The organism is Oscillibacter sp., from assembly GCF_028693505.1.
Classification (GTDB): Bacteria; Bacillota; Clostridia; order Oscillospirales; family Oscillospiraceae; genus Oscillibacter.
Genome location: NZ_JAQUVF010000001.1, coordinates 147,212 through 163,468, shown reverse-complemented (window position 1 = coordinate 163,468; position 16,257 = coordinate 147,212). Strand labels below are relative to the sequence as shown.

At 61.6% G+C, this 16,257-nt stretch carries 19 protein-coding genes and 3 tRNA genes; 7 read left to right on the top strand and 15 right to left on the bottom strand.

What is annotated here, in order from left to right:
* Positions 1-182 precede the first annotated feature (182 nt).
* From PHI30_RS00835 to PHI30_RS00780, 12 genes are all read right to left on the bottom strand, one after another.
* Positions 183-569: a metallopeptidase family protein gene (locus tag PHI30_RS00835; RefSeq protein WP_300022581.1), complete on the bottom strand. Its 387-nt coding sequence runs from the start codon at positions 567-569 to the stop codon at positions 183-185.
* Complete coding sequence (locus tag PHI30_RS00830; protein ID WP_300022578.1) at positions 560-1,225, bottom strand: HAD family hydrolase; 666 nt, start codon at positions 1,223-1,225, stop codon at positions 560-562. The genes PHI30_RS00835 and PHI30_RS00830 overlap by 10 nt, the downstream gene beginning before the upstream one ends.
* A 108-nt stretch (positions 1,226-1,333) precedes the next feature.
* Positions 1,334-2,161 (bottom strand): histidinol-phosphatase HisJ family protein, encoded by an 828-nt coding sequence (locus PHI30_RS00825; RefSeq protein WP_300022575.1) that lies wholly within the window; start codon positions 2,159-2,161, stop codon positions 1,334-1,336.
* A complete protein-coding gene (gene hisIE, locus PHI30_RS00820) occupies positions 2,158-2,793 on the bottom strand; it encodes a bifunctional phosphoribosyl-AMP cyclohydrolase/phosphoribosyl-ATP diphosphatase HisIE (RefSeq protein ID WP_300022572.1) in 636 nt (211 codons plus the stop codon). Before hisIE ends, PHI30_RS00825 begins: the two co-directional genes overlap by 4 nt.
* A 36-nt stretch (positions 2,794-2,829) precedes the next feature.
* Positions 2,830-3,585 (bottom strand): imidazole glycerol phosphate synthase subunit HisF, encoded by a 756-nt coding sequence (hisF, locus tag PHI30_RS00815; RefSeq protein ID WP_300022569.1) that lies wholly within the window; start codon positions 3,583-3,585, stop codon positions 2,830-2,832.
* On the bottom strand, positions 3,579-4,298 hold the full coding sequence (gene hisA / locus PHI30_RS00810) for a 1-(5-phosphoribosyl)-5-[(5-phosphoribosylamino)methylideneamino]imidazole-4-carboxamide isomerase (RefSeq protein ID WP_300022566.1): 720 nt from the start codon (positions 4,296-4,298) through the stop codon (positions 3,579-3,581). The genes hisF and hisA overlap by 7 nt, the downstream gene beginning before the upstream one ends.
* 12 nt (positions 4,299-4,310) lie before the next feature.
* On the bottom strand, positions 4,311-4,922 hold the full coding sequence (hisH, locus tag PHI30_RS00805) for an imidazole glycerol phosphate synthase subunit HisH (protein ID WP_300022563.1): 612 nt from the start codon (positions 4,920-4,922) through the stop codon (positions 4,311-4,313).
* A 12-nt stretch (positions 4,923-4,934) separates the two neighbouring features.
* Entirely contained in the window at positions 4,935-5,522 is a 588-nt protein-coding gene (gene hisB / locus PHI30_RS00800; RefSeq protein WP_300022560.1) for an imidazoleglycerol-phosphate dehydratase HisB, read from the bottom strand.
* A gap of 12 nt (positions 5,523-5,534) precedes the next feature.
* The gene (gene hisC / locus PHI30_RS00795; RefSeq protein WP_300022558.1) at positions 5,535-6,599 is read right to left on the bottom strand and encodes a histidinol-phosphate transaminase; all 1,065 of its coding nucleotides are present in this window, start codon (positions 6,597-6,599) and stop codon (positions 5,535-5,537) included.
* On the bottom strand, positions 6,596-7,891 hold the full coding sequence (gene hisD / locus PHI30_RS00790; RefSeq protein ID WP_300022555.1) for a histidinol dehydrogenase: 1,296 nt from the start codon (positions 7,889-7,891) through the stop codon (positions 6,596-6,598). The genes hisC and hisD overlap by 4 nt, the downstream gene beginning before the upstream one ends.
* Complete coding sequence (hisG, locus tag PHI30_RS00785; RefSeq protein WP_300022552.1) at positions 7,888-9,465, bottom strand: ATP phosphoribosyltransferase; 1,578 nt, start codon at positions 9,463-9,465, stop codon at positions 7,888-7,890. The genes hisD and hisG overlap by 4 nt, the downstream gene beginning before the upstream one ends.
* Positions 9,466-9,645: 180 nt before the next feature.
* Positions 9,646-9,825: a hypothetical protein gene (locus PHI30_RS00780; protein ID WP_300022549.1), complete on the bottom strand. Its 180-nt coding sequence runs from the start codon at positions 9,823-9,825 to the stop codon at positions 9,646-9,648.
* An 81-nt stretch (positions 9,826-9,906) separates the two neighbouring features.
* On the opposite strand from PHI30_RS00780, the gene PHI30_RS00775 reads away from it, so the two are divergent.
* Positions 9,907-10,143: a helix-turn-helix transcriptional regulator gene (locus PHI30_RS00775; protein ID WP_300022547.1), complete on the top strand. Its 237-nt coding sequence runs from the start codon at positions 9,907-9,909 to the stop codon at positions 10,141-10,143.
* A gap of 518 nt (positions 10,144-10,661) precedes the next feature.
* Here the strand turns inward: PHI30_RS00775 and PHI30_RS00770 are convergent.
* A complete protein-coding gene (locus PHI30_RS00770; RefSeq protein ID WP_300022545.1) occupies positions 10,662-11,720 on the bottom strand; it encodes a PhnD/SsuA/transferrin family substrate-binding protein in 1,059 nt (352 codons plus the stop codon).
* A 141-nt stretch (positions 11,721-11,861) separates the two neighbouring features.
* On the opposite strand from PHI30_RS00770, the gene PHI30_RS00765 reads away from it, so the two are divergent.
* The 6 genes from PHI30_RS00765 (at position 11,862) to PHI30_RS00740 (ending at position 13,946) form a co-directional block, all read left to right on the top strand.
* Positions 11,862-12,206 carry a cupin domain-containing protein gene (locus PHI30_RS00765; RefSeq protein ID WP_300022542.1) on the top strand — a complete coding sequence of 115 codons (345 nt, stop codon included), beginning with the start codon at positions 11,862-11,864 and terminating at the stop codon, positions 12,204-12,206.
* 123 nt (positions 12,207-12,329) lie between these two features.
* Positions 12,330-13,109 carry an SDR family NAD(P)-dependent oxidoreductase gene (locus tag PHI30_RS00760; protein ID WP_300022540.1) on the top strand — a complete coding sequence of 260 codons (780 nt, stop codon included), beginning with the start codon at positions 12,330-12,332 and terminating at the stop codon, positions 13,107-13,109.
* A gap of 188 nt (positions 13,110-13,297) precedes the next feature.
* Positions 13,298-13,374, top strand: a tRNA-Met gene (locus PHI30_RS00755).
* Between the two features lie 46 nt (positions 13,375-13,420).
* Positions 13,421-13,495: transfer RNA gene (locus PHI30_RS00750), tRNA-Glu, on the top strand.
* Between the two features lie 58 nt (positions 13,496-13,553).
* Positions 13,554-13,630: transfer RNA gene (locus PHI30_RS00745), tRNA-Val, on the top strand.
* A gap of 115 nt (positions 13,631-13,745) precedes the next feature.
* Positions 13,746-13,946: a hypothetical protein gene (locus PHI30_RS00740; RefSeq protein WP_300022537.1), complete on the top strand. Its 201-nt coding sequence runs from the start codon at positions 13,746-13,748 to the stop codon at positions 13,944-13,946.
* Positions 13,947-14,032: 86 nt separating this feature from the next.
* Here the strand turns inward: PHI30_RS00740 and PHI30_RS00735 are convergent, their stop codons facing one another.
* Positions 14,033-14,959: a diacylglycerol kinase family protein gene (locus PHI30_RS00735; protein WP_300022534.1), complete on the bottom strand. Its 927-nt coding sequence runs from the start codon at positions 14,957-14,959 to the stop codon at positions 14,033-14,035.
* Positions 14,960-15,003: 44 nt separating this feature from the next.
* Positions 15,004-16,113, bottom strand: coding sequence for a class I SAM-dependent RNA methyltransferase (locus tag PHI30_RS00730; protein WP_300022531.1), 1,110 nt, complete (start codon positions 16,111-16,113; stop codon positions 15,004-15,006).
* Between the last annotated feature and the right edge of the window lie 144 nt (positions 16,114-16,257).

Genomic DNA, 16,257 nt, shown 5'->3' with positions numbered 1-16,257 from the left:
ACCGCTCCCATTTTCGAGATCGCCGACTACGGCATCTGCGGCGACCTCTTCAAGGTCGCTCCCATGCTGACCGAGGCCATCCGCGCCGCAAAGGCCGCGAAATAAGAAATCCCTTTGCATAGAAAAACCCCCGGGAGCAGCCGCTCCCGGGGGTTTTTTTACGCCCATTCCATTCACAAAAGTTACCGGTCCAGACCGTACTCCCGCTTCCACGCCGCCAGCTCCTCGGTATCCCGATCATCCAAGCCGTGAAGGCCGCCCCGGGACTCCATGTGGTGGGTCAGCTCGTGGGAAAGGGTGGTGCGCAATTCCGTCTCCCAGGTCTGGCGGTCCCAGTCCTCCTTCTCCGCCAAGGCGGTAAAGGAGCCAAAATAGAGATTGATGTATTTTCCCATCATATCTTCGCAGTATTCCCCCAGAATGTACAGCTCGCCCTCGGGAAACGCCGGGTCCGGCACCGTGTCCTCCAGCAGATTGATTCCTCCGTTGAGTCCCTCGAACAGCACCGGCGGAAAGCCGTCCGCCGCATCGTCCAGAAAGCTCCCCGCTTCGTCAAAGCTCAATTGCATACCATGCCTCCCAAAATCAGGGTTTCCAGCTCCGCTGCGGTGTCCGCCAGAGCCGTTGCGCCCGCCGCCGCCAGGGACGCCCGGGACCGAAAGCCCCATGTGACGCCGCAGGAGGAAATCCCCGCGTTGCGGGCCGTCTCCATATCCACACCGCTGTCGCCCACCAGCAGCGTCTTTGCGGGGTCTGCCCGCAGCTGCTCCAAAATACCGCGTATTCCAGCAGGGTTTGGCTTCACGGGAACCCCCTCCACCTTGCCCCGCACCAGCTGAAAGGTACTTGGAAAAAAGTGGTCGATGAGACTGCAGCTAAAGACGTCCGCCTTGTTGGAATAGACCGCCAGATCAATCCCGGCGGCCTTCAAATGCGTGAGCAGCGTCGAAATGCCGGGATAGGGCCTCGTCTGGTCCATGCTGTGGGCGCCGTAAAGGGCAGAAAACCGGGCCAGCGCCCCTTCCAGTACCAATGGCGTGCGGCGATCTTCCGGCGTGAAGCGGGAGACCAGATTGGGGATGCCGTGGCCCACCATTTCCCGAAACTGCTCCCGGGAAAATTCCGGCCAGCCGTTTTCCCGGCAGACCGCGTTTCCCGCCGCCGCCAAATCGGCAATGGTGTTGAGCAGCGTCCCGTCCAAATCAAAGATCACGGTTTCATACATCAGCGAACGTCCTCCCGCCTTTTAAAATCCCTGCCATTGTAACAGCCTTTTCCGCCTTTCACAATCCTTGATAAGGAAAAAGCACGGCGCAGCCGTGCTTTTTTGCGTTTAGCGCAGGGGACAATCCACGCAGCCGGACAGGGTCAGGAGGGTGGAGGTGCAAAATCCGGCCTGTACGGCCAGCGCGGATGCCTGCGCGTAACCGAAGGTAAGCGTGTCAGCGCTGTGGGCGTCGGCGGTCAAAATGATCCGTCCCCCCATGGCGCGCCACTCCCGCAGCAAAAAGAGAGCGGGGTAGGGCGTCTCACGGTAGCCCCGGGCGACGCCGCCGGTATTGATCTCCAAAAGCGTTTCCCGTGGGTCGGCGGCATGGAGCGCCGCCAGCGCGGCAGCGCGGTACCGGGGAGCCTGCTCGTCAAAAAAGCGACCGCCCGCGTTGAGCTTGGTGATGAGGTCCAGATGGCCCAAAATGGTGGGCTTTTTTGCTGCCACCTGCGCCACCTGCGCAAAGTACCCCTCCGCCACCGCCAGCGCGTCGCCGCCGAACAGCTCATCCCGGCAGGCGGAAAATTGCGCTTCGCCCCAGTCCGCGGCGTAGAACTTCCCATTGCCCCGCTGGTAATGGACGCTGCCAATCCAGTAGTCAACCCCCTCCGGAGAGACGTCGGCGCAGCTGTCCCATTCGAGGCCCAACAGCACCTCCATCCGCCCGCTATATGCCTCCCGCAGGCGCAGCGCGGTTTTCCGATACGCCGTCATATCCGCCGGGAGAACCGCCCCCTCGTCCGCAGAAATAGGGGTGTGGCTGTGGCAGGAGACGCCGAAATACCGCACGCCAGCAGCATACGCCGCAGCCGCCATGGTCTCCGGCGAATCCTTGCCGTCGCAGAGGGTGGAATGGGTGTGGACAGAGCAGGCAAAGGGCGTGAGGGTCATTGCATCCGCTCCTGCTTGACCTTATGATCCACCACGTGGCGGCCTTCCAGCTCCCGGGTGACGTCCTCCACGGAAATGCCCATCTGGACCATCAGCACCATCACGTGGTAGCAGAGGTCCGCGATCTCGTAGACCGTCTCCGCCCGGTCCTCCTTGCCTCCGGCAATGATGACCTCCGTGCATTCCTCGCCCACCTTCTTGAGAATTTTATCCAGTCCCTTTTCAAAGAGGTAGGTGGTATAGCTGCCCTCCTTGGGGCTGATCTTTCGGCCCTCGATCAGGCGGTACAGGCCCTCGTAGCTGAACTGCTTGAGGTCCTCGGAGAGGTACAGCTCGTTAAAAAAGCAGCTCTCTGTGCCGGTATGGCAGGCAGGACCGTCCTTGACCACCTCCACCACCAGGGCGTCGGCGTCGCAGTCCGCCGTGATGGAGACCACGTGCTGCACCGCGCCGGAGGTCTCCCCCTTGCGCCACAGCTCACCCCGGCTGCGGCTCCAAAAGCAGGTGCGGCGCTCGTCGATGGTGATGGCGAGACTTTCAGCATTCATATAGGCCAGCGTCAGGACCTCCTTGGTGTAGTGGTCCTGCACGATGGCGGGGATGAGCCCCTTTTCGTCAAATTTCAGTTCCATGGAATGTTCTCCTTTTTTGATGTGTGGGAAACTGGCTCAAAGGCGCATTTCTACGCCCCGGTCGCGCAGATATTGTTTGAGGTCCCGAATATCCACCTGCCGCGTGTGGAAGATGGAGGCGGCAAGTCCCGCGTCGATGCCGGGATGGGTGAACAGCTGCGCAAAATCCTCCATGGCGCCCGCGCCGCCGCTGGCGATGATGGGCACGCCCACCCGGGCGGCCAGCGCGTCCAGCATCGGAAGGTCAAATCCCTGCCGCACGCCGTCGGTATCGATGGAGTTGAGCACGATCTCCCCGGCCCCGGCGTGGACGCCGCGCACGGCCCACTCCATGGCGTCGATGCCGGTATCGTCCCGTCCGCCCCGGGCAAAGAGGCGAAACTGCCCGTCCACCCGCTTGACGTCCATGGACAGCACCACGCACTGGTCGCCGTATTTCCGCGCCGCCGCGCCGATGATGGAGGGGTCCGCGATAGCGCCGGAATTGACGCTGACCTTGTCCGCGCCGCATTTGAGCACCCGGTCAAAATCCTCCAGCGTGCGGATGCCGCCGCCCACCGTCAGGGGAATGAAAATTTCCGCCGCCACTTGGCGGAGGATTTCCGTAAAGAGGTTCCGCCCCTCGGCGGAGGCGGTGATGTCGTAAAACACCAGCTCGTCGGCCCCGGAGGTATTGTAGAAGCGGGCCATGTCCACCGGGTCCGCCATGTCCCGCAGGCCCTCAAAGTTGGTCCCCTTGACCACCCGTCCGTCCCGGACGTCCAGACAGGGGATGATGCGTTTTGCTAACATGCGCCCACCTCCGCGATCACGGTTTTCAAATCCAGCCGCCCGGTATAGAGGGCCTTGCCCAAAATGGCGGCGTGGGTCCCGATGGTTTGCAGCTCCCGCAGCTCTTTCAGGCTGCTCACGCCGCCGGAGGCGGTGATGGAAAGGCCGGAGATGCCCGCAAGCTCCCGGTAGAGGGCGAGGTTGGCGCCCTTTTCCGCGCCGTCCCGGCTGATATCCGTGTAGATGACGGTCTGGACGCCCGCTCCATAGAGCCGGCGGCAAAAGTCCACGCCACGCTCGCCCGACAGCTCCTTCCAGCCGTTGATGGCGACAAAGCCGTCCCGTGCGTCCACGCCCACGGCGATTTTATCGCCGTATGTCCGGGCCATGCGCTCCGTGAATGCGAAATCTTCCACGGCAACGGTGCCGAGGATGCACCGGCTCACGCCAAGGTCCAGATACTGCCGAATGCGCTCCTCCGTGCGGATGCCGCCGCCGACTTCGATAAAAAGCCCGCCTTGGGCGGCGATGGCGGCGATGGTGTCAAAATTTGCGAGGGTACCGTCTCTGGCGCCGTCCAGATCCACCACGTGGAGGTAGGCGGCCCCGGCGGCGAGAAAGTCCCGGGCCACGGCGCAGGCGTCCGCTGCGTAAACGGTCTCCCGGTCGTAATCCCCTTGATACAAGCGGACCACCCGGCCCCCCCGCAGATCGATGGCAGGAAAAATTTGCATGGTGCTCCTCCTTTACAGTTCCGCGAAGGCCCGCAGCAGCCTAAGCCCCGCGTCGCCGGATTTTTCCGGGTGGAACTGCGTTCCATAGACGTTGCCGCTGCGCACCACGCCGGTGACCGCCACGTTGCCGTACTGAGAGACGCCCAGCGTGCTTTCCGCGCAGTTTTTGGCATAGAAGCTGTGGACATAGTAGACGTATTCCCCATCGGAAACATAGCGGAACAGGGGATCGTCCCGGTTAATTTTCAGGCTGTTCCAGCCCATGTGGGGCACCTTGAGGTCCTTGTCCGCAAGATCGCTCCGCAGATCCGAAACCTGCCCGTCCACAAGACCGAGGCCCGCGTGCTCGCCGTATTCAAAGCTGCGTTCAAAGAGCAGCTGCATCCCAAGGCAGATGCCCAAAAGGGGCTTGCGGGCCGCCTCCTCCCGCAAAATTGGGACAAGGCCGGTGGCGTCCAGCTTGGCCTTGGCGTCGCCAAAGGCTCCCACGCCGGGGAGGATGATGCGCTCCGCGGCGCGCAGGCGGTCCACCGAGGAGGTGACCTCCGCCGAAAGCCCCAGCGCCTTCAGGCTGGAGGAGAGGGAAAAGAGGTTCCCTACGCCGTAATCAACAATTGCAATCATGGCGTCCTCCCCTTACAGCGTGCCCTTGGTGCTGGGAATGTCGTCCAAGTGCTTTTCGTCCATGGCCACCGCCATTTTTAATGCCCGGCCCGCGCCCTTGAAAACCGCCTCCAGAATGTGGTGGGTGTTTTCGCCGGAAAGCTGGCGCAAGTGCAGCGAACAGGGGCAAGAGCGCACGAACGCCAGAAAAAACTCCTTGGCAAGCTCCGTGTCAAAGTCGCCCACCTTGGCACAGGGCAGGTCCACGCTCCAGCCCAGATAGTCCCGGCCGGAGAGGTCCACAGCGGTCAGCACCAGCGTCTCGTCCATGGGCAGAAGGAACTGCCCGTAGCGGTTGATGCCCCGCTTTTCGCCAAGGGCCTTGGTAAACGCCAGCCCGAGGCAGATGCCGATATCCTCCACGGTGTGGTGGTAATCCACCTGCGTGTCCCCGTGGCAGGTGAGTGCCAAATCAAAGTCGCCGTGGCGGGCAAACAGCGTCAGCATATGGTCCAGAAACCCGCAGCCCGTGGCGACGGACGCTTTTCCCGTGCCGTCCAGATGCAGTTCCAGCGCGATCTGGGTTTCCAGCGTGTCCCGTTTGATGGTTGCACTACGCATAGAGCGCCTCCTTTATGATTCTTCCAGCAGCTGGCTCAGCCGCTCGATCAGCGTCTCCATCTGCTCCATGGAGCCGACGGTGATGCGCACATAGTCCCGGATGCGGTCGGCGTCAAACCACCGCACGAGAATGCCGTCCTCCTTCAGCTTGTGGTAAAGCGCCCCGCCGGAAATCCGGTCCGACTTGGCGAAGAGGAAATTGGTGAGGGAGGGCAGCACCGCAAAGCCCAAGTTAGATAGCTCCCCGGCGGTCCACTCCCGGGCCTGCACGATGGCGGCGCAGCAGGAGCGGAAATACGGCTCGTCCTCCACGGCGGCGGCCCCGGCGATCAGGGAAAGGCGGTTCACGTTGTAGGGGTTGAAGCTGTACTTCACCCGGTTGAGGTCCGCGATCAGCTCCGCCGCGCCCAGCGCGAAGCCCACTCTCCCCCCCGCCAGCGACCGGCTTTTGGACATGGTCTGGACCACCAGCAGATTGTTATAGCGAAAGAGCAGCGGCACGCAGCTCTCCGCGCCGAAGTCCACATAGGCCTCGTCCACAATGACCACCCGCCCAGGGTCGGCCTCCAGCAGGCGCTGGATGTCGGAGCGTGGCACGGCCATGCCGGTGGGCGCGTTGGGATTGGCAATGACGATGGTACCGGGGAACTCCATGTAATCGTCCACGCGGAGGGAAAAATCCTCCCGCAGGGGGATACGGGTGGCATCAAGGCCGAACAGGGGCGTCTGGGCCTGATAGAACCCGTAGGTGATGTCGGCAAAGGCAACGCCCTTTCCCGCGCCGCAAAAGGCGCGGAAGGCAAAGCCCAAAACCTCGTCGGACCCGTTGCCGGTGAGGACGTTTTCATTCCGCAGCCCGTAGCGCTTGGCGATGGCGTCGCCCAATCGGGCGCAGGTGGGGTCGGAATAGAGGTTCAGCTTCAAAAGCTCCGCCCGGGAAATGGCCTTCAAGACCTTGGGGGAGGGGGGGAAGGGGTTTTCGTTGGTGTTGAGCTTAAGATACTGGGCGTCCGTGGGCTGCTCCCCCGGGGTGTAGGGGGCCAGCGCCGCGGCCTCCGCAGAAAGAAAGGAACTCATGGCGTTACCTCCTGTTGTTTTTCCGCGCGGACGAGGACGGACCGGGCGTGGGCGTCCAGCCCCTCCCGCCGGGCAAAGTCCGCAATGCGCTCCGCCACGGGGGAGAGCGCCGCCTGATCGTAATAGAGAAAGCTGGACTTCTTCACAAAGTCGTCCACGCTTAGAGGGCTTGAAAAGCGGGCGGTCCCGGCGGTGGGCAGGGTGTGGTTGGGGCCTGCGAAATAGTCCCCCAGCGCCTCGGGGGCATAACGCCCAAGGAAGATGCTGCCCGCGTTTTTCACCCGGGGCAGCAGGGCAAACGGCTCGTCCACGCACAGCTCCAGATGCTCCGGCGCAATGGCGTTCACCGCTTCCACCGCCTTTTCAAGGCTGTTTGTGAGGAGAATTTTGCTGTTTTCCTCAATGGCCCTGCGGGCGATGTCCTGCCGGGGCAGAGCCGCAAGCTGCCCCTCCAGCTCCGCTTGCACCGCCTGCGCCAGCGCCCGACTCTCGGTCACCAGCACGGCGGAGGCGCGCACGTCGTGCTCCGCCTGACTCAAAAGGTCCGCCGCGACCCAGCGGGGATTGGACTTGCCGTCCGCCAGCACCAAAATCTCGCTGGGACCGGCGATCATGTCGATGGCCACCCGGCCAAACACCTTGCGCTTGGCAGTGGCGACGAAAATGCCGCCGGGGCCGACGATCTTATCCACCCGGGGGATGCTCTCCGTGCCGTAGGCCAGCGCCGCGACGGCCTGCGCGCCACCCACCTTAAAAATGCGCGTGGCCCCGGCGATCTTTGCCGCCGCCAGCGCGGCGGCACTGACGGTGCCGTCCTTCTCCGGCGGGGTCACCAGCACGATGCCCGAAACCCCCGCCAGCTTTGCGGGGATCACATTCATCAAAACCGTGGAGGGAAACGCCACCGGGCTGCGGGGCACGCACACGCCCACCTTTTCAATGGGGGTGTACCGCTGCCCCATCACGATACCGGGCCGGTCCGTGAGCACAAAGTCCTGATGGCGCTGCTTTTCGTGGAAGCGGCGGATATTGTCCGCCGCCTGCGCCAGCGTCTCCAGAAAGCTTGCATCCAGTGAAGCCCACGCTTGCTCCATCTCCGCCGCGCTCACCTGCAACTCCGCCACGTCCACGCCGTCAAAGCGTTTGGTATACGCCAGCACCGCCGCGTCGCCCTCGCGTCGCACCGCAGCAAGGACCTCGTCCACCGCCGCGCCCACGTCCGCCTCCGACTGAATGTCCCGGTTCAAAATCGCCTCCGGGGAGAGCTTTTCAAATTCTAAAATGGGAATCATCGCTCCGTCACCTCCGTGAGCTTTTTTAAAAGCGTCTCGATCTCCCGATGCTTAAACTGATAGCTGGCCCGGTTGGCAATGAAGCGGGCGGAGATGGGCATAAACTCCGTGAGCACCTTCAAATGGTTTTCCTTCAACGTGGTGCCGGTTTCCACAATGTCCACGATCACGTCCGAGAGTCCCAAAAGCGGGGCAAGCTCGATGGAGCCGTTGAGCTGGATGATGTCGATGTCCCGGCCCTGGGCGGCGTAATAGGCCTTGGCAATGCCCACAAACTTGGTGGCCACCCGCAGCGTCCTGCCCGGGTCGTCCACAAAGTCCTCCGGACCCGCCACGCACATGCGGCACTTGCCAAGCCCCGTGTCCAGCAGCTCGTAGACGTCCGCCCCGGACTCCGTGAGAATGTCCTTGCCCACGATGCCGATGTCCGCCGCGCCATGCTCCACATAGATGGCGACGTCGCTGGGCTTGACGAGAAAGTAGCGAATCCCGGCGGCGGGATTTTCCACCACCAGCTTGCGGGTGTCGTTGTAATTTTCCGGGCAGCCGTAGCCGACGCCCGCCAGCAGATCGTAAACCTTGTCGCCCAGCCGCCCCTTGGGCAGGGCCACATTCAGCATGGTCTGCCCGTCGGCCTCCCGGGGGGCGTCCCCCATGCGGTCCAGCTCGTCTAAGTACAGCGCAAAGCCGATGGCCTTGGTCCCGGGGCGGAACTGGGCGGAGAGGGGGTCGTACCGTCCGCCCTTTAAAACCGCCCGGGGAAGGCCCGCCAGATACCCTTGCAGCACCAGCCCGTTATAATACTCCATGTCGTTGACCAGTGACAAATCCAGCTTGATGCGCGCCGCCTGCCCCCGGGCTTCCAGCGCGGCGCACAGCGTGCGCAGCTCCGCCAGCGCGTCCCCCATGGCGGCGTTGAGAGCCAGCGGCTCCGCCGCCGTGAGCACGCTCTCCCACGCGCCGGAAAGCTCCCCCAGTCGGCGCAGCGCGTCGATGCCCTGCCGGGGAAGGCCCGCCGCCGCTGCGCAGCGCTGCAGCTCGTGGGCGTTTTTATCCCGGATGCAGGTGAGCAGCCGCGCCCGCACGCTCTCCGGCGCGCCCACGGCGTCTAAAAGGCCGGTGACAAAGCCCATGTGGCTGATCTCCAGCAGGGCGTCTTGCCCCGCCATGTCAAGGCTTTGGATGGCGAGGGACACCGCCTGCGCCGTCAAATCGTCGTCCACCGCGCCGATGCACTCCAGCCCCATCTGGCGGATCTCCCGGAAGGTGTGGCTCTCCTGACTGGGGCGGTAAACGTTTTCGCAATAGTAAAACCTGCCGCACTCGCCCGGCTCCACCTGCGCGTTTTTCGCGATGGACAGCGTCACGTCCGGCTTGAGGGCCAGCAGCCGCCCGTCCAGATCGGTGAAGGTGATGACCTGCTCGCTGGAGAGGAAGCGGCGGTTTTCCTGATACAGGCCGTATTCCTCAAACCGGCCCATGTGATACTGCCGGAAGCCCTCCCGCTCATACAGCAGCCGCAGCTGCAGCGATACCCGCTCCTGGGGCTTCAGGATATTCAGATCCAATTCCATGGGGTGCGTCCTCCTCGTGGGGCAAAAGGCCCGGTTTTTGATAAAAGCTATTTTACTTCATTTTGTTAGCAAAGTAAAGTGGTAACTCGCTACCTGCTTAAATTCTGCCATTTGCACAAATAGGACCGGTCGGAAAAAGCCGGGTACAGGAATTTTACACCCAGCACCCGGCTTTTGCAATCATTCTTCCCGCCTGATAGTGGAGGGCGCCGCCCCCACCGGGACGCCGCTTCGCTCCAGAAATTCTCTAATTTTCCCAAGGCAGTCCCCGTCGCTCTTCCGGTTTTCGAGCAGGACGGCGATGGTCCGCAGCGCCTTGCTGTACGGCTGCGGGCGGACGTAGGGTATCTCATCTTTCATAGTGTTACCTCCGTATATGGTCATTATAACAGGGTATCCTACGTATAATCAAGTTATAATTGTCTATATATGGAGGGTATTATGAATCGCAGTACGCCGAAACAACGAAATATCGGCAGAAAGGTCGCCCAGTATCGGGAGGCCCGCGGTCTGACGCAAAAGCAGCTGGCTGCACGGCTGCAAACCGTTTCCTGCGACATCACCTCTGAAATGATCTGGAAGGCAGAAAACGGACGGCGCAACCTCTCCATTTATGAAATCGACAAGCTGGCGGAGGTGCTGGGCGTGGATTACAACGCCCTGTTCGCGCAGGATTAAAAGGGCGGCTTTGCCGCCAAGAATACACCCCCCATTCTTTTTCGTCTTGCCGAAAAAGAATGCGCCGTGCACGGTCCAAAAGAAAAACGCTTTTTCGCTCCTCGCCGCGACGGCGAGGGGATGCGGAGTTTTCTGAATCGGTGCAGAGCAAAAGAGAACGCCCCTGCCGGGTGCGCTAAAAAGGATGTAAATTTGTTGGCTTGCCGCCGCAGCTGCGGAAGCTAGGTGGAAATTCGGGGTGGAAAATCGGATGGCCTTGTGTCCTATTTCCGCTGCCGCTCCCCTGCGTATTCCGCAGGCATTGCAATCTGGCACCCGCCAGCGGCAGCGACGCCAAACGCCGAGACGATACGATGACCACCCCAGACTTTAACAGCTGCGCACAAACGCGTCTATGGACTGCACCGAAGGTTTGCAGAAGGCGAAACCCCAAAGCGCCTTTTTCTTACACCGTGCACGGCCCGTTTTCTTTGGCAAGACCAAAGAAAATGGGGGGTGCATTCCATGGTAACACCGGTTTATTCCATGGTCAAAAGCCGCCGCAGCGGGTCCAGCGCGCCGCCGGGGGCCGGGATATACGGCTCTGCGCCCAGCACCTCTTTTGCAAGCGCGCCCACGGCGTTATCCCGCGTCAAATCCTCCACCGCCGCCGCCAGCGCGGCGGCAAACCGCTCCGACGCAAGGCTCTCGCTGTCCGGCCGGACCGCCGCCGCGCCGCTATAAAACCGCTCCGTCAGGGCCAGCACCGGCAGCTCCTCCCAGATGGCTCCGCTCCGGCCCAGCCCCGCCTCGCCCCGGGAATCCCGCTCCGTTTTCGCCAGCGTCCACGCCTCGGCCCAGTCGCTGCGCCCGGCATCGTCCATCGCCAGCAGATCGATCTCCCCGTTTGCCGCCGCCCCCAGCAGGGACGAAAGGTCCGCATACGCCGTCACGTCCGGCAAGTCCGCGAGAGTGTCGCCCTCATAGTGGTCCGCCAGATACAAATTCACCGCCCGGTACCCCGGCAGGGAATCCCCCTCCAGAACGCCCCAGCGGGCCCGGGAAAGCTCTTCCCAGCTCCAATCCCGCCGTCCCGCCAGATTTTTCCCGTATTCCGTGGGGGCCGCGCAAAGGAGCGTCCGACTGCCGGGGACAGCGGGCGTGTCCGCTGGCTCCCGGTTCCAGTCCTCCGCCCGCTCCCCCTGATCCCGGAATGTTGGGCCGCTGACCAGCAGCGCCTGCGGGGCGGTCTCCCCCTCCGCCAGCGCCTCCGCCGGGAGGAATGCCAGATCCACGCCGCCCTCTTCCAGCGCCTGCACCGTGGCGGCGTGGGAGGACCCCACCGTGATCTCCACACGCTCCACCGTGACGCCGTGGTTTGCCAGTGCCGCCGCCAGCGGCGCGGGGAGCTCTCGCACCGCGCTTAGCAAATCCTGCGTGGCTTGCCCCTCCTTGGAAAGCTCCACCGTGAGCGTCTCCCATGCAAGCGGCGCTTCCGGCGGCGGAGACGGCTCCGTTTCCGGCGCGGGCTTTCCTCCGCAGCCCGAAAGCGCCAGGGCCAGCGCCGCAGTTGTCAACAACAGCAAACCTCTTTTCATATACGCTCCTTTTGAAAGCAATTTCTGGACTTTCCCGCATTGCTTTGATATGATATATGATATCTGCAAAGTTATTTTACCATGCCGCCGCTTCCCGTGCAAGGGGCGGGCGGTCAAAGACACAAAGGAGGCAACTCTTCCATGTATACCACTTCTGAAAACTGCCCCCGCAAGGACGTTACCGTTTGGGGCGGCAACGGTCTGATCCACGTGAAGGACCTGACGGACAAGGAGGGCCTGTACGGACATGGCCGCCTGTTCACCCACACCGTGGTGGACCCCGGCTGCTCCATCGGCTACCACACCCATGAACATGAGACGGAATTTTACTACATCATCAAAGGCGAAGCGGTCTTTAACGACAACGGCACGGAGGTCCTGCTCCACGCGGGGGACATCGGCGCGACGGGGTACGGCGAGGGCCATGGATTGGAAAACCGCACCAACGAGCCGGTGGAGATGATCGCGCTGATCGTGATGGAGTAACCGTCTTTGCGTAGCATACAAGCTTTGCGCAGGAACCCTGTTTGCTTTTGAAATGTGATTTTACAGCAGGAGCTTTCCCACTTAGGGATTTTTCCGCTGTCTAAGAAAGGATTGTATATAGTTATGAGAGGTATTGAAGGTAAAATTACACTGGTCACCGGCGGCACCCGCGGCATCGGCAAGGGCATTGCCAAGCGCTTTTTGCAAGAGGGCGCTATCGTCATCATTGTGGGCGGCAAAAACAAAGAGGACGCCGACAAGACCGTTGCCGAGCTGAGCGAGCTGGGCAAAATCGAGGCCATGATGGTGGACCTGAGCGACGCCGCCGCCGTGGAAAAGATGGTGGACGACGTGGTCGCCAAGTACGGCCGCATTGACATTCTGGTGAACGACGCCGGTATCCAGATCCGCAAGTGGGCCACCGAGTTCCCCGTGGAGGAGTTCGACAGAGTCATCAACGTCAACATGCGGGCCTATTATCTGGCCTCCCGCACGGCTGCCCGCTACATGCAAAAGCAGGGCGGCGGCAGCATCGTGTGCATTTCCTCCGGCAACTCCCAGTGCTTCACCAGCCAGCGCTCCGCTTACAATATTTCCAAGGCGGCTGTCAACGGTCTGGTGGCCTCTTTGGGCGTGGAGTGGGCCCGCTTCAATATCCGCATCAACGCCGTGGCTCCCGGCTATGTGATGACCGAAATGATCCAAAAGGGCATCAACGAGGGCATCATCGACATTGAAAACATCATGAAGGTCATCCCCATGAAGCGCCTGCTGACGCCCGAGGAAATCGGCAACAGCGTGGTGTTCCTCGCCTCCGACGAGGCCAGCGGCATCACCGGCCAGACGCTGTTTACCGACGGCGGCTGGAGCAAGGCCGGCCTGCCCGAGGCAAAGGACCTGTAATTTTTAATTGCTTCCGGCGGAGCAACCGCCTCCTGACGTCATCAGGGGGCGGTTGCCTGTCGGAACAACGCCGCGCCTGTCACCATGGGCGGTATTTTAAAAAAATTAAAAAATTTTTGGCGGGAAGGCTTGACAAAACAGCCGACCATCTGGTATAGTAATTCGTGCCTGTTCAGGGCGTTTTCTACGGCGGCATAGCTCAGTTGGCTAGAGCATGCGGTTCATACCCGCAGTGTCCCCGGTTCAAATCCAGGTGCCGCTACCAATCCATGAAGCGCCTTTAGGCGCTTCATGGACCCCCCATTATAACTGGCCCGTTGGTCAAGTGGTTAAGACACGGCCCTTTCACGGCTGTAACATGGGTTCGAATCCCGTACGGGTCACCATCCCATAAGACGCTGTGGCACACGGCGTCTTATGGATTCCAAAATTTCATATCCATGTGGAGGCTTAGCTCAGCTGGTTAGAGCGCCTGCTTCACACGCAGGAGGTCACTGGTTCGAGTCCAGTAGTCTCCACCAAAGAAACGCTTAGCGCCGCAAGGCCCTGAGCGTTTCTTTTTATTTTGTCTTTGCTCCGCGTGACAGCGATTTAATCGCAGTCTCCTTCGGGCATACTAGTTCCGGAGGTGATTGCATGGCAAAAAAGGGCATGGCTCGTCCGAACTGGACGCACACACAGCCTCACAACGACGTTCCTCCCGTCCCGCTGATTCAGGGCAAGGCCAAACACGGAAAAGAACCCGCAAAGCCCATCATCGGGGGCACCAGCGGTCCGGAGCTCAAGGTGTATCACGAGCTGAAGGGGGACGGCTCCGTGGGCGAGACCAATCCGTAGCCTCCGCCCCATCCGGTAACGGATGCCCAGAGGCGCCGCAGCAGCGAAAGACCGATACCCACGGCAAAGCGGGTATCGGTCTTTGCTTATCGGGCGGTGGCATTCGGGTCGCAGCCCCGGGGACCAAAAAAATTCAGCCGCCGGTCCGACAGGCGCAAACGGGCTTCCTGCCAGTGGAAGCACTCGCCGTCCAGACAGGTGACAAACGGTTCTTCGCCGCGGATGGTGATCTCTCTGGCGGTGGAAACCCGGATCAGCTCCGGCGGCAGTTCCCGGTACCTTCCCGCGGAATAGGCGCCAAAGAGCCGGGCAAACGCCGCTTTGCCCACGTTTTTCACCAGAATGGTCCGCAGCACGCCGTCATCCAGCCTCGCCTCCGGGACCGGGGTGGAGCCGCCGCCATAGTAGCGCCCGTTGCACACGGACACCAGCGCAAAGGCGTCCTCCTCCGTCTGGCCGTCCAGCGTCACCGTCCACTGCCGACCAATGGGCCGGAACAGGAAGTTTGCGGCCACCGAACAAAGATAGCTGCCCCGGCCGCTGAGCAGCGGCCACCGACTGAACTGGTGGACGCTGTCGGCCACCCGGGCGTCGATCCCGGTGCAGGCGATGGTGAGGCAGAGGTGGCCGTTGCACTCGATCAGATCCAGTGGAAACACGTCCCCGTCCCACAAATTCTCAGCGTCGGAAAACTTGACGAGATCCGGGCCGAAGTTCTTGAGAAAGTCATTTCCGGTGCCTGTGGGGATGCAGGTCATGGCGGCGTTTGGAAAGCCCGCGATCCCGTTTGCGACTTCAAAAGCCGTGCCGTCGCCGCCGCAGGCGTAGATCCGCAGCGCTTCTCCGCGCTCCGCCAGCTTCCGCACCATTTCCGCCGCGCCGCCCTTTCGGTCCGTCAGCATACAGGCGCACTCCAGTGCGTGCTGCGTGCGCAGCCGGTTCGCCATGTCGTAAATGCGGGTCGTCTGATCGCGCTTTCCCGCTCTGGGGTTGATGACAAACACGTGCTTCATTCGGCGTCCTCCCGCGGTGCGTTATTTCTTTTTGTATGGCTTGGTCACTTTCCGTACATAAACAGGTCGCATTTCAGCATTCCGTTATACAGCTTGCGCTTCTTGTCCGCCATGCGGTCAAAGCTGCGCTCAAACTCCGTATGGGACGAGAGCACCAGAATGCGCCACTTGGGCGGCAGCGTTTTGCAGGCGGCGCCGAAGGAGCGGTACAGCGCCTCCGCCTCCGACTTTTCCAAAAGACGCTCTCCGTAAGGCGGGTTGGTCACCACTTGACCGTATTCGCTGTCCCGGTGGAATTTGCCCGCGTCCGCCACCTCGAAGCGAATGCAATCCTCCACGCCCGCAAGCTCCGCGTTGTGTCGCGCCAGCTCCACGCAGCTTGGGTCGATGTCGCCGCCCCAGATGTCGTAAGTGCCGTGGAATTCCCGGTCCTGCGCTTCCTCGGCGGCGCTGAGCCACAGCTTGGAGTCCATAGACTTCCAGCGCTGGGCCGCGAAGCTGCGGTCCAGACCGGGGGCGCGGTTTTTCGCGATGAGCGCCGCCTCGATGGGGATGGTGCCGCTTCCGCAGAAGGGGTCGCAGAAGGGGTCCCGCCCCCGGTAGCGGGAGAGGGTCACCAGCGCCGCCGCCATGGTCTCCCGCAAAGGCGCGCCCATGTTCTGGGCGCGGTAGCCCCGCTTATAAAGCCCCTCGCCGGAGGTATCGAGATACAGCGTCGCCACGTCCTTGATGATGGCGAACTGGATTTGATACCGGCTGCCGGTCTCCGGCAGCGTCTCACAGCCGTAAACGTTTCCCATCCGCTTAGCGGATGCTTTTTTTACGATGGCCTGACAGGCGGGAACGGAATGGAGGGCGGAGTTGATGGTATATCCCTTCACCGGAAACTCCCCGTCCCGGGGGATATAGTCCTCCCACGGCAGCGCTAAAACGCCCTGAAACAGGGCCTCGAAATCCGGCGCTGGGAAGGACCCCAGCTCCATCAGCACCCGTGCGCCGCAGCGCAGACCGATATTCAAACGGGCGATATCCGCCATTGTCCCGTCGCAGTGGACCCGGCCGTTTTCCGCCCGTACGTTTTGTAGTTGCAGGCGCTTCATCTCATCCGCCACCAGACTTTCCAGTCCGAACAGGCAGGGAACCGTCAGTGTCATGGCCCGCACCTCCTATCATCAAATTTATTTGGTAACATTCAGTATAACAGGAAAAAGAAAAATGTGCAATGCGGGGCTTTGTAACAGAAATGAAATAGTTTTTCGGAAATGAATATGATATACTGCAACTAATCGTATGAAAAA